The sequence below is a fragment of the Pseudomonas sp. S2_H10 genome (assembly GCF_054668285.1).
The window spans coordinates 2,124,401-2,136,570 of the sequence record NZ_CP162754.1 but is presented as its reverse complement, the minus strand read 5'-3'; the positions used below and the strand labels follow the sequence as shown (position 1 = coordinate 2,136,570).

At 59.4% G+C, this 12,170-nt stretch carries 11 protein-coding genes; 8 read left to right on the top strand and 3 right to left on the bottom strand.

Annotated features, from left to right (window positions below):
• Positions 1-80: 80 nt before the first annotated feature.
• From AB4O16_RS09350 to AB4O16_RS09315, 8 genes are all read left to right on the top strand, one after another.
• Positions 81-800, top strand: coding sequence for a response regulator transcription factor (locus AB4O16_RS09350; RefSeq protein WP_160389669.1), 720 nt, complete (start codon positions 81-83; stop codon positions 798-800).
• The gene (locus AB4O16_RS09345) at positions 790-2,211 is read left to right on the top strand and encodes a sensor histidine kinase (RefSeq protein ID WP_160389668.1); all 1,422 of its coding nucleotides are present in this window, start codon (positions 790-792) and stop codon (positions 2,209-2,211) included. The genes AB4O16_RS09350 and AB4O16_RS09345 overlap by 11 nt, the downstream gene beginning before the upstream one ends.
• Positions 2,212-2,379: 168 nt before the next feature.
• Positions 2,380-3,282 carry a cysteine synthase CysM gene (gene cysM / locus AB4O16_RS09340; RefSeq protein WP_160389667.1) on the top strand — a complete coding sequence of 301 codons (903 nt, stop codon included), beginning with the start codon at positions 2,380-2,382 and terminating at the stop codon, positions 3,280-3,282.
• Entirely contained in the window at positions 3,282-4,634 is a 1,353-nt protein-coding gene (gene rlmD, locus AB4O16_RS09335) for a 23S rRNA (uracil(1939)-C(5))-methyltransferase RlmD (RefSeq protein WP_460157580.1), read from the top strand. The genes cysM and rlmD overlap by 1 nt, the downstream gene beginning before the upstream one ends.
• Before the next feature lie 123 nt (positions 4,635-4,757).
• Positions 4,758-7,001 carry a GTP diphosphokinase gene (gene relA / locus AB4O16_RS09330; RefSeq protein ID WP_160389665.1) on the top strand — a complete coding sequence of 748 codons (2,244 nt, stop codon included), beginning with the start codon at positions 4,758-4,760 and terminating at the stop codon, positions 6,999-7,001.
• A 130-nt stretch (positions 7,002-7,131) separates the two neighbouring features.
• Positions 7,132-7,965 carry a nucleoside triphosphate pyrophosphohydrolase gene (mazG, locus tag AB4O16_RS09325; RefSeq protein WP_160389775.1) on the top strand — a complete coding sequence of 278 codons (834 nt, stop codon included), beginning with the start codon at positions 7,132-7,134 and terminating at the stop codon, positions 7,963-7,965.
• A 28-nt stretch (positions 7,966-7,993) separates the two neighbouring features.
• Entirely contained in the window at positions 7,994-8,536 is a 543-nt protein-coding gene (locus tag AB4O16_RS09320) for a DUF2058 domain-containing protein (RefSeq protein WP_160389664.1), read from the top strand.
• Between the two features lie 186 nt (positions 8,537-8,722).
• Positions 8,723-9,670 carry a hypothetical protein gene (locus AB4O16_RS09315; RefSeq protein WP_160389663.1) on the top strand — a complete coding sequence of 316 codons (948 nt, stop codon included), beginning with the start codon at positions 8,723-8,725 and terminating at the stop codon, positions 9,668-9,670.
• A 55-nt stretch (positions 9,671-9,725) separates the two neighbouring features.
• Here the strand turns inward: AB4O16_RS09315 and AB4O16_RS09310 are convergent, their stop codons facing one another.
• The 3 genes from AB4O16_RS09310 to fabA form a co-directional block, all read right to left on the bottom strand.
• The gene (locus AB4O16_RS09310; RefSeq protein ID WP_056728002.1) at positions 9,726-9,914 is read right to left on the bottom strand and encodes a hypothetical protein; all 189 of its coding nucleotides are present in this window, start codon (positions 9,912-9,914) and stop codon (positions 9,726-9,728) included.
• Between the two features lie 353 nt (positions 9,915-10,267).
• Positions 10,268-11,488 (bottom strand): beta-ketoacyl-ACP synthase I, encoded by a 1,221-nt coding sequence (gene fabB / locus AB4O16_RS09305; protein WP_007974551.1) that lies wholly within the window; start codon positions 11,486-11,488, stop codon positions 10,268-10,270.
• A gap of 11 nt (positions 11,489-11,499) precedes the next feature.
• Positions 11,500-12,015, bottom strand: coding sequence for a 3-hydroxyacyl-[acyl-carrier-protein] dehydratase FabA (gene fabA, locus AB4O16_RS09300; RefSeq protein ID WP_003227150.1), 516 nt, complete (start codon positions 12,013-12,015; stop codon positions 11,500-11,502).
• Positions 12,016-12,170: the final 155 nt, after the last annotated feature.

The following is a 12,170-nucleotide window of genomic DNA, read 5'->3' as shown; positions in this document are numbered from 1 at the left end:
GCGATACGGACAAACCGTGGGTTGCCCCTGGCGAAGCAATCTTGAATAATCGATCAACTGAGAATTATTTGCAGATAGTCATGACTCCCATCGCTGCCGGCCTTCCCCGAATCCTGTCCATCGAAGACGACCCGGTGCTCGGCGCCTATGTTCACGAGCACCTGGACCGCAGCGGCTTCCAGGTGACCTGGTGCCAGAACGGCCAGGAGGGCCTGGACATCGCCCGCCGGCAACCCTTCGACGTGGTGCTGATGGATATTCTGCTGCCGGGCCTGGACGGCCTGGCGGTACTCACCCAATTGCGCCAGAGCCATGCCACCCCGGTGTTGCTGATGTCGGCCCTCGGCGCCGAGGCCGATCGCATCAGTGGCTTTCGCCTGGGGGCCGACGATTACCTGCCAAAGCCCTTCAGCATGGTGGAGTTGCGGGTACGCATCGAAGCCATTCTGCGACGGGTGGCCCTCGACCGTCGGCCCGCACCCCCGGTACCGACCCCTTCGATGGACAACCTGCGCTTCGACGATGAAAGCTTCGAGGTGTTTTATGGCGAGCAGGCTGGCGGCCTGACCCGCAGTGAATATCGTTTGCTGGAGACGCTGCACCGCAGCGCCGACGAAGTATTGAGCAAAGCCTTCCTTTATCAGCAGGTGCTGCAGCGCGGATACGCAGCCCATGACCGCAGCCTGGACATGCACATCAGCCAGATCCGCCGCAAGCTCAAGGCCATTGGCTACACCGATCGCGAGGTGCGTACGGTATGGGGCAAGGGCTACATCCTGAGCGCCGCCGATGAAATGTAAATTGCCGGGCAGGCATTCGCTGTTCTGGAAACTGGCTTGTCTGTTGGTCGCTTTCTGTCTGCTGATGATCTGGTTGAGTTGGTCCTGGGGCCGTTACATGGAGCAGCGCAACCAGTTCCTCTCCGATGAGGCCCGCGGCACCCTGACGCGCTACGCCGCCGAAGCCGAACAGGCCTGGCAGCAGCGCCAGAGCGCCGGCATCGATGACTGGCTGCAAGGCATGCATCAGCGGGAAAAAGGCTGGGTCGGTGTCATAGGCGGTGATTTGCAGTCCTTGAGCAACCAGGCGCTGACCGACAAGGAAGTCGAACGCCTGACTTTTTTGCGCGGCCTCGATTGGCCGATCCACAAGAAAGGCCGGCCCTGGATGCGCATACCCTTTCCCGGCGATCCTTCCGTCGGCAGCCTGGTGATCGAGCTGCCCAAGCGCTTCGTTCCCGGGCATTACCGAGTGTTCTGGCGGGTGATCACCAACGGCGTGATTCCGGGATTGTTCACCCTGCTGCTGTGCGTCGGGTTGTACCGTCTGTTGGTGGTGCCACTCAACCACCTGCGCGCGCAGGCCAATGCCTGGCGTGCCGATCAGCTGAACGTACGGCTATCGAGCCGGACCACCAATCGTTCCGATGAACTGGGTGAGTTGGGCAGGGCGTTCGATCACATGTCCGAGCGCCTGCAAAGTACCGTGGCCTTGCAACAGCAACTGCTGCGCGACTTGTCCCACGAATTGCGTACGCCCTTGAGCCGCCTGCGGGTGGCCAGTGAAAGTGAGCAGGGGCTGGAGTTGTTGCGCGAACGCATCGGTCGTGAGGTCGATGGCATGCAGCGCCTGGTGGAAGACACGTTGCAACTGGCCTGGCTGGACACCGAACGCACCCGGCTGCCCGACGAAGCCATCCAGATCCAGGCGCTGTGGGAAATGCTCACCGAGAATGCCTGCTATGAAAGTGGCTGGCCGGATACCCGGTTGCAATGCACGGTGGACTCATCCTGCTGGGTGCGCGGTCATCTCAATACCCTGGCCCAGGCACTGGAAAACATTCTGCGAAATGCGATTCGTCATTCGCCGGCCGGAGGCATTGTCCAATTAGGCGGACGGCGTGATGGCGATTTCTGGTACCTGTGGCTAGAGGATCAGGGTGGCGGTGTGGCGGAAGCTGATCTGGAGCGGATCTTCCTGCCGTTTACCCGTCTTGACGGCTCAAGGCCGGGGGATGGTGGGTTTGGGTTGGGCTTGAGCATCGCCAGGAACGCAGTGCAGCGTCAGGGTGGACAGCTTTGGGCGCAGAACACCGGGACCGGGTTGCGGCTGAATATGCGGTTGTTGGCGGATGATGGTGATGCTCTTGACGACGCCATCGCGGGCAAGCCCGCTCCCACACTGACGGTGTTTCAACCGCAAAATGTGTGATCACCTCAGCCCTCTGTGGGAGCGGGCTTGCCCGCGATGAGGCCGATCCATTCACCACAAAACCAAGCCTTATTCCCATAAGCCATAAGCACCACACTTTGCGTGATATGGCCTTGCGAGGTTTGCCGGTATGATAGGCGCCCCCGCAGTCTGGATTGCGAATACGCCATGACCTTGCAGTACCCAACCATCGCCGATTGCGTCGGCAACACTCCGCTGGTCCGTTTGCAGCGCCTGCCCGGCGCCACCAGCAATACCCTATTGCTCAAGCTCGAAGGGAACAACCCGGCGGGTTCGGTCAAGGACCGTCCGGCGCTGTCGATGATCACCCGCGCCGAACTGCGCGGGCAGATCCACGCCGGCGATACGCTGATCGAAGCGACCTCGGGCAACACCGGGATCGCCTTGGCCATGGCCGCTGCGATCAAGGGTTACAAGATGATCCTGATCATGCCGGACAACTCCAGTGCCGAACGCAAGGCGGCCATGACGGCCTATGGCGCCGAGCTGATCCTGGTCAGCCAGGAGCAGGGCATGGAAGGTGCCCGTGACCTCGCGCAGAAGATGGAAGCCGAAGGTCGCGGCAAGGTCCTGGACCAGTTCGCCAACGGTGACAATCCCGAGGCGCACTACACCACCACCGGCCCGGAAATCTGGCGCCAGACCCAGGGCAGCATCACCCATTTCGTCAGCTCCATGGGCACCACCGGGACCATCATGGGCGTTTCGCGCTACTTGAAAGAGCAGAACGAAAACGTCGAGATCATCGGCCTGCAACCGATGGAAGGCTCGGCGATCCCGGGTATCCGCCGCTGGCCTCACGAATACCTGCCGAAAATCTACCAGGCTGACCGCGTGGACCGGATCGTCGACATGGCGCAAAGCGAAGCCGAAGACGTGACCCGTCGCCTGGCCCGCGAAGAAGGCATCTTCTGCGGCGTGTCCTCGGGCGGTGCCGTGGCTGCGATGCTGCGCCTGTCCAAAGAAGTTGAAAACGCGGTGATCGTCGCGATCATCTGCGACCGTGGCGACCGTTACCTGTCGACCGGCATTTTCGACGCGCCCAACTGATGGCCAAACATGAAAGAGGCCTGCGCTTCCAGCCCACCGGCGGCAGCAAGGCCCCGCAAGTCCCGACCGGCAAGAAGCAGCGCCTGACCATCGAGCGCCTGGCCAATGACGGTCGCGGCATCGCGTTTTTCGAAGGCCGCACCTGGTTCGTCATCGGTGCGTTGGCCGGTGAAGAAATCGAAGCGCGCGTCCTCGGTGCCCACGGCAAAGTGGTCGAGGCGCGCACCGAGCGAGTGTTCACGGCCAGCGAATTGCGTCGTCCGGCGCCGTGCGCCCATGCCGGCCGTTGCGGCGGTTGCAGCGTGCAGCATCTGCCTCATGACGAACAGCTTGCCCTGAAACAGCGCATGCTTGCCGAGCAATTGTCCAAGGTTGCCGGTGTCGAGCCTGAAGAATGGGCGGCGCCTTTGAGTGGTCCGGAATTCGGCTACCGTCGCCGTGCCCGCGTCGCCGTGCGCTGGGACATGAAGGCAAAGAAACTCGAAGTAGGATTCCGCGCCGCTGGCAGTCAGGACATTGTTGGTATCAATGAATGTCCGGTGCTGGTACAGCCCTTGCAACCGATCATGACCCGTTTGCCGGAGATGCTCCGTCGTTTGAGCAAGCCTCAGGCGCTCGGGCACGTGGAATTGTTCAGCGGTTCCTCGCTGGCGGTTTTGCTTCGACACATGGCGCCGTTATCGGAAGCCGACCTGACCATCCTCAAGGATTTCTGCGCGTTCCATGAAGCCCAGTTGTGGCTGCATGGTGAGGGTGAACCGCAGCCGGTCGAAGCAGACCGGGCGTTGGGCTATCGTCTGGAACAGTGGGATCTGGAGCTGGCTTACCGGCCTGGAGATTTCATTCAGGTCAACGCCGGGGTCAACGAAGCGATGGTAGCCCAGGCGCTGGAGTGGTTGAAACCGACCGCGGATGAGCGTGTTCTCGATCTGTTCTGCGGCCTGGGCAACTTTGCCTTGCCGCTGGCCCAGACCGTTCGCGAAGTCGTTGCGGTCGAAGGCGTACAGGTAATGGTCGAGCGGGCAGCCGCGAACGCCGCTAGCAATAATCTGCATAACGCGAAGTTTTTTCAGGCCGATTTATCCCAGCCTTTGACGGATGCCGAATGGGCCGCCGAAGGCTTTTGTGCGGTACTCTTGGACCCACCGCGTGACGGTGCTTTCGAGGTCGTGCGCAAGCTCAAGACCCTGGGCGCCGAGCGGTTGGTGTATGTGTCATGCAACCCGGCAACTCTGGCGCGCGACACGGTCGAATTGATCAAGCAGGGCTACCGGTTAAAACGTGCCGGGATTCTCGATATGTTTCCTCAAACGGCACATGTCGAGGCCATGGCGTTATTTGAAGCGAGCTAGGATGCTCGTCTGGTCCGACTGGCCCGCCCGTGCAGCCGCGCACCCCAGCCCGACGTGGGCACACGGGCAACGAAGGTCAGCGATTTGACGCATTGAATCTGCGTCGTAGGGAAGGTAAGCAAGATGGTACAGGTGAGAGCACACCAGCCGATCAACACCGACGGCAGTATCAATCTCGAGGCTTGGCTCGATCACGCGGTGAGTGTCGATTTGGCACTGGATCGCGAAGCCTTGAAAGAAGCCTGCGAGTACGCTCGCGAGGCTGAGCAGCAAGCCAATGCTGCACAGAATCTATGGTCGGAAGGGAACTCCACGTTCCGTACCGGCCTTGAGATCGCCGAGATTCTCGCCGATCTCAAGCTCGATCAGGACTCACTGGTCGCCGCGATCCTCTATCGGGGCGTGCGTGAAGCTCAGATCAAGCTGCCGGCCGTCAGCCAGCGCTTCGGCCCGGTGGTGGCCAAGCTCATCGATGGCGTGCTGCGCATGGCCGCGATCAGCGACAGCCTGAGCCCGCGCAAATCCCTGGTGCTGGGCACCCAGGGCCAGGTGGAAAACCTGCGCAAGATGCTGGTGGCCATGGTCGACGACGTTCGCGTCGCCCTGATCAAGCTGGCCGAACGCACCTGCGCGATTCGTGCGGTGAAAACCGCCGACGACGAAAAACGCAACCGCGTGGCCCGTGAAGTCTTCGACATCTATGCGCCACTGGCCCACCGCCTGGGTATCGGTCACATCAAGTGGGAACTGGAGGACTTGTCCTTCCGTTACCTGGAGCCGGACCAGTACAAGCAGATCGCCAAGTTGCTCCACGAGCGGCGGCTGGATCGCGAGCGCTTCATCAGCGAGGTGATGAGCCAGCTGAAAAACGAATTGCAGGCCACCGGCGTCGATGCCGACATCAGCGGCCGGGCCAAACACATCTATTCGATCTGGCGCAAAATGCAGCGCAAGGGTCTGGAGTTCAGCCAGATCTACGACGTGCGTGCCGTGCGTGTGCTGGTGCCGGAAATGCGCGATTGCTATACCGCGCTGGGTATCGTCCACACCCTGTGGCGACACATCCCGAAAGAGTTCGACGACTACATCGCCAACCCCAAGGAAAACGGCTACCGCTCGCTGCACACGGCGGTGATCGGCCCCGAGGGCAAGGTGCTGGAAGTGCAGATCCGCACCCACGCCATGCACGAAGAGGCCGAGCTGGGGGTTTGCGCGCACTGGAAGTACAAAGGCACCGACGTCAAATCCGGTTCCAATCACTACGAAGAGAAAATCTCCTGGCTGCGCCAGGTGCTCGAGTGGCATGAAGAACTGGGCGACATCGGTGGCCTGGCGGAACAGTTGCGGGTCGATATCGAACCGGACCGGGTCTACATCTTCACCCCGGACGGTCATGCCATCGACTTGCCGAAGGGCGCGACGCCGCTGGACTTCGCCTACCGCGTACACACTGAAATCGGTCACAACTGCCGCGGCGCCAAGATCAACGGGCGCATCGTGCCGCTCAACTACAGCCTGCAAACCGGTGAACAGGTCGAGATCATCACCAGCAAGCACGGCACCCCGAGTCGTGACTGGCTGAACCCGAACCTGGGTTACGTCACCACCTCGCGGGCGCGGGCCAAGATCGTTCACTGGTTCAAGCTGCAGGCCCGTGACCAGAACGTCGCAGCCGGTAAAACCCTGCTCGAGCGCGAGCTCAATCGCCTCGGCCTGCCGGCGGTGGATTTTGACAAGCTGGCCGACAAGGCCAACATGAAAACCGCCGAAGACCTGTTCGCCGCCCTCGGTGCCGGCGATTTGCGCCTGGCGCAACTGGTCAACCTGGCGCAGCAACTGGTCGAGCCGGAGCGCGGCAACGAACAGCTGGAACTGATTCCGCGCAAGGCCACCGGCTACAAACCGGGCAAGCGCGGCGATATCCAGATCCAGGGCGTCGGCAACCTGATGACCCAGATGGCCGGCTGCTGCCAGCCATTGCCGGGCGATGCGATCGTCGGCTACATCACCCAGGGCCGTGGCGTCAGCATTCACCGCCAGGACTGCGCCTCGGTGCTGCAACTGGGCGGGCGCGAGCCCGAGCGGATCATCCAGGTCAGCTGGGGGCCGGTGCCGGTGCTCACCTATCCGGTGGACATCGTCATCCGCGCCTACGACCGTTCCGGTCTGCTGCGTGACGTCTCGCAAGTGCTGCTCAACGAGCGGATCAACGTGCTGGCGGTCAACACCCGCTCGAACAAGGAGGACAACACTGCGCTGATGTCCCTGACCATCGAGATTCCGGGGCTGGATGCACTGGGGCGGCTGCTGGGGCGGATATCCCAGTTGCCGAACATCATCGAGACGCGGCGTAACCGAACGCCGTAATGGTGACATCGATCCAATGTGGGAGCTGGCTTGCCAGCGATGCAGGCAACTCGGTCTCTCAGGAGTATCGAGGTGATGCCATCGCTGGCAAGCCAGCTCCCACAGGATTTTGTGGTGAGACAGATAAATGATGTACAGCCTTGAAGACTTGCTGCACCTGATGAACCGCCTGCGCGATCCGCAGTACGGTTGCCCGTGGGACATCAAGCAAACCTACGCCACCATCGTCCCCCACACTCTGGAAGAAGCCTACGAAGTCGCCGACGCCATCGAGCGCGGTGACTTCGATCACTTGCAGGGTGAACTCGGCGACTTGTTGTTCCAGGTGGTCTATTACAGCCAGTTGGCCAGGGAAGAGGGGCGTTTCGAGTTCGCCGGCGTGGTCGACAGCATCACCCGCAAGCTCATCCGCCGTCATCCCCACGTATTCCCCACGGGTGAGCTGTACGCACCGCTGGATGTCCCGCGCCTGAGTGAAGAACAGGTCAAGCAGCGCTGGGAAGAGATCAAGGCCGAGGAGCGCGCGGAAAAGTCGTCGGCACCGGAGCAGTTGTCGTTGCTCGATGACGTCCCCGCTGCACTGCCTGCACTGTCGCGCTCGGCAAAATTGCAGAAGCGCGCAGCGCAGGTCGGCTTCGACTGGCCGGACGCCTTGCCGGTGCTGGATAAAGTGCGTGAGGAGCTCGATGAAGTCCTCGAAGCCATGTCGGAAAACGATCCCGAGGCCGTGGCCGACGAGATCGGCGACCTGCTGTTTTCCGTGGTCAATCTGGCGCGGCATCTCAAGGTCGATCCGGAAACCGCACTGCGTGGCGCCAACGGCAAGTTTGAAAGACGCTTTCGTTTTATCGAACAGGCATTGCGCGATACCCGTCGTCCCATGGAAGATTGCACCCTCGAAGAGTTGGACGCCTTGTGGGGCGAAGCCAAACGTCAGGAAAAGAATTTGCCCAGCTGCGGTTGAGCAGTGGCCTAAGTGAGTAATAAGCACCATGAGCATTTCCCTTCGCGACCAGTTGCTCAAAGCAGGGCTGGTCAACCAGAAGCAGGCCAAGCAGGTCAGCAAAGACAAACAGAAACAACAGCGCCTGGCGCACAAAGGCCAGGTCGAACTGGATGACTCCCAGCAGCGTGCGGCACAGGAAGCCATGGCCGAGAAGGTCAAGCGCGACCAGGAACTCAACCGCCAGCAGCAGGAAAAGGCTGAGGCCAAGGCCCGTACCGCCCAGGTCAAGCAATTGATCGAAGCGACGCGCCTGCCCAAGTTGACGACCGAGGACTACTACAACTTTGTCGACGACAAGAAGGTCAAGCGCCTTTCGGTCAATACCCTGATGCGCAACAAGCTCAGCAATGGCTCGCTGGCCATCGTCCATCATGGCGGCGGCTATGAAGTCATCCCCCGTGAAGCCGCGCTGAAGATCCAGGAGCGCGACCCGCAGCGCATCGTGCAGATGAACGTGAAGACCGAAGAGGTCAGCGTCGAAGACGATCCGTACGCGGCGTACCAGATTCCTGATGACCTGATGTGGTAATCGATTTAATGTTCTAGCAGGCTTACATGTTTGCTAGTACTTTTCATGATTTATACATTGAGCCCGAATGATCGTGTCGATACGATCTTTCGGGTTTTCTTTTGCCAAAAATAATCTTTGCTTATAAAGATGTTTGTGGTCTGAGAAAACAAATTTAATAAACTTTAGTTTCCAAGGATGGAATAAATGTTTGTAAGTATCGCTTCGTTACGCCAGCCAACTTTCAAGTCGCAATTTTCACAGCCGCGACCGCACGATCAATCCATTGGCGATTATCTGGACGATGAGCTGGTCGCTCGTGCCGAGCTTGTGCGCCGAAAAATCAAGATCGCCGCAAAAGCCGCTCGCGAGGACCATGGCGCATCCGCTTGTGTGTTCTTTACCCTGCCCGAATTCTTCTGGAACATACCCTGGCACGTGGTTCGCAATGAAGAGGAGCTCCATGAGCTGAACTCTGCCTATCTGGAGAAAGTGCCAGCGTGTGTGGCTTTATTGATGACTGAACTGCCAGTGGAGCGTTATGGCAAGATCGTATTGCTGGCGGGAAGCTGTGCGACACTTATAAAAGTAGGGGAGGGTGAGTCAAGTTATTATGATGTTATTAATTATTTGTTGGCGATAACCAATAAAGATTATGAGGTTGATATTCCATTGATGTCGATGTGGCCAAAGCGTCATGTATCAGGTATCGACTTCGGCAGCCACCAGGGTTCGGATAGGGAGTATTGGTTGTTCAAACTGTCCGAAGGGATCGAGGTGAGGGTGAAGAAGCTCAGCAGTGTGCGGGCAGAGCACAGTTATTTTGGTGGTTATGAAGGAAGGTTCATCAACAGTCTCGTCAATGGCTGCCCTTTTACAATCAACCTGTGCCTGGATTACTACAGTCTGAAAGAAGGCGAGCGCGATACTCAAGTTGAACTGACCGAGGCAAAAATCGATTTCCTGATCGCGTGCGGCATGAGTTTCGATTACGCCAAGCGTCACCCGTCATCGCTGCAGTTTTCGATCCGCAATGACGGAATGGGCGATGGCGAGGTCGAGGTGGTCAGGCTTCAAGCGGGCTGGATTCTTGAAAGTGTCCCTTCGGTGCTGATCGATGACAACCTTCATTTGACGTTGATCGAGGTTGTCTGATTCGGCTTGCAGCCTGCCCGCCAGGAAGAGGGCAGGCTGCACGTGGAGTCAGTCTTCAACCGGTTGCGAGCTCGCGTTTACGCTCGAGCATTTCCAGTTCGGCCCTGTAGTTTTGCGCGTCGGTCTCGGAATGGAACATTCCGACCAGCAGGTCTTGCTGGTGCACGTCCCAGATCCGGATACCGGCGGCTACACCCTCATGGGATTTATGTGAATCGTCGCGTTCAGTTACTTTTACAGTCATCTGCTAGCTCCAATCTCTGTTATCTGCAGCAAGGCATGTGCAGGACTCTGTTATAGAGTTTGGTAGCTTGCTAAGTAAACGCTTCGATTTGGAAACAGACTTTTGCAAAATTGGAGAAAATCCCGCAGCCCGCTAAACACGTGACATTCGGTCGCAGGCCCCTGGGTTTCATGACAAACGTTTCATGTTCAGACACCACCTGTAGGAGCCGGCTTGCTGGCGATGGCGTCCTTGAAAATGCCATCGCCAGCAAGCCGGCTCCTACGAAAGCGACACTGGCGCCATGTTTTTGAGGAAAAAAAAACGCCCCGAACCAGTCGGGGCGTTTTCATGTGCGGTTCAGCAGCGGGAAATTACTTGCCTTCCCAACGCTTCAGTACCAGCGTGGCGTTGGTGCCACCGAAACCGAAGCTGTTGCTCATCACGGTGTTGATGGTGGCGTTTTCGCGGGTCTTGGTCAGCACCGGCAGATCGGCCACTTCAGGGTCCAGTTCGTCGATGTTGGCGGAACCGGCAATGAAGTTGCCTTCCATCATCAGCATGCAGTAGATCGCTTCGTGAACGCCGGCGGCGCCCAGGGAGTGACCCGACAGGCTCTTGGTGGAGCTGATGGCCGGAGCCTTGTCGCCGAACACTTCACGCACACCTTTCATTTCCGCGACGTCGCCGACCGGAGTCGAAGTGCCGTGGGTGTTCAGGTAGTCGATCGGGGTGTCGACGGTGGACAGCGCCTGCTGCATGCAGCGGATCGCGCCTTCGCCACTCGGGGCAACCATGTCGTAGCCGTCGGAGGTCGCGCCGTAGCCGACGATTTCCGCGTAGATTTTTGCGCCACGGGCCAGAGCGTGTTCCAGCTCTTCAACCACGACCATGCCGCCACCACCGGCAATGACGAAACCGTCACGGTCAGCGTCGTAGGCACGGGAGGCTTTTTCCGGGGTGTCGTTGCGCTTGCTGGACAGGGCGCCCATGGCGTCGAACAGGAACGACTGGCTCCAGTGCTCTTCTTCACCGCCACCGGCGAAGACGATGTCCTGCTTGCCCATCTGGATCTGTTCCATGGCGGTACCGATGCAGTGAGCACTGGTGGCGCAGGCAGAAGCGATGGAGTAGTTCAGGCCCTTGATCTTGAACGGAGTGGCCAGGCAAGCCGAAACGGTGCTGCTCATGGTCCGCGTGACGCGGTATGGGCCGACGCGCTTGACGCCTTTCTCGCGCAGGATGTCCAGCGCTTCCATCTGGTTCAGTGTCGATGCGCCACCGGAACCGGCGATCAGGCCGGTACGCGGGTTGGACACCTGCTCTTCGGTCAGGCCGGAGTCGGTGATGGCGTCTTTCATGGCCAGGTAGGCATAAGCTGCCGCGTGGCCGACGAAGCGATAGATCTTGCGATCGATCAGTTCTTCAAGGTTGAGGTCGATGGAGCCGGAAACCTGGCTACGCAGACCCATTTCGGCATATTCCGGGTTGAACCGGATGCCAGGGCGGCTTGCACGCAGGTTAGCGGAGACGGTCTCTTTGTCATTGCCCAGGCAAGAAACGATGCCCAGACCAGTGATAACGACGCGGCGCATGCGGATAACCCTTAGAAGTTGTCAGTGGAGGTGAACACGCCGACCCGGAGGCCTTCGGCGGTGTAGATTTCGCGACCGTCGACAGTCACCGAACCGTCGGCAATGGCCAGGTTCAGCTTGCCCTTGAGGACGCGCTTGATATGAATGTTATAGGTGACTTTCTTGGCGGTCGGCAGGACCTGGCCGAAGAATTTCACTTCGCCCGAACCCAGCGCACGGCCACGGCCCGGCAGGCCTTGCCAGCCCAGGAAGAAGCCGACCAGTTGCCACATGGCGTCGAGGCCCAGGCAGCCCGGCATCACCGGATCGCCTTCGAAGTGGCAGGCGAAGAACCACAGGTCCGGATTGATATCCAGCTCGGCGACCAATTCACCTTTGCCGTACTTGCCACCTTCTTCGCTGATCAGGGTGATGCGATCAACCATCAGCATGTTCGGGGCGGGCAGTTGCGCGTTACCTGGGCCGAACAGCTCACCGCGACTGCAGCGCAGCAGGTCTTCCCGGGTAAAGGCGTTTTGTTTGGTCATGCGAGCTCCTCAATAGTCCCATGCGGCAGGTGGGGCAAATCTTCCCGGCCGATCGAAGCGTTCATGCCTCGAACCGGCAGCCTACTCATAGACTATTGCGTTGTGGTGAAAGTCACAGCACCAAGGACATGAATGTACACTTGTGCACTGAAATT

Bases quoted from the DNA above. Each gene is read 5' to 3' on its own strand.
- mazG (WP_160389775.1), top strand. From the start codon at position 7,132: ATGTACAGCCTTGAAGACTTGCTGCACCTGATGAACCGCCTGCGCGAT.
- AB4O16_RS09315 (WP_160389663.1), top strand. From the start codon at position 8,723: ATGTTTGTAAGTATCGCTTCGTTACGCCAGCCAACTTTCAAGTCGCAA.
- AB4O16_RS09345 (WP_160389668.1), top strand. From the start codon at position 790: ATGAAATGTAAATTGCCGGGCAGGCATTCGCTGTTCTGGAAACTGGCT.
- AB4O16_RS09320 (WP_160389664.1), top strand. From the start codon at position 7,994: ATGAGCATTTCCCTTCGCGACCAGTTGCTCAAAGCAGGGCTGGTCAAC.
- relA (WP_160389665.1), top strand. From the start codon at position 4,758: ATGGTACAGGTGAGAGCACACCAGCCGATCAACACCGACGGCAGTATC.
- rlmD (WP_460157580.1), top strand. From the start codon at position 3,282: ATGGCCAAACATGAAAGAGGCCTGCGCTTCCAGCCCACCGGCGGCAGC.
- fabB (WP_007974551.1), bottom strand. From the start codon at position 11,488: ATGCGCCGCGTCGTTATCACTGGTCTGGGCATCGTTTCTTGCCTGGGC.
- AB4O16_RS09310 (WP_056728002.1), bottom strand. From the start codon at position 9,914: ATGACTGTAAAAGTAACTGAACGCGACGATTCACATAAATCCCATGAG.
- fabA (WP_003227150.1), bottom strand. From the start codon at position 12,015: ATGACCAAACAAAACGCCTTTACCCGGGAAGACCTGCTGCGCTGCAGT.
- AB4O16_RS09350 (WP_160389669.1), top strand. From the start codon at position 81: ATGACTCCCATCGCTGCCGGCCTTCCCCGAATCCTGTCCATCGAAGAC.
- cysM (WP_160389667.1), top strand. From the start codon at position 2,380: ATGACCTTGCAGTACCCAACCATCGCCGATTGCGTCGGCAACACTCCG.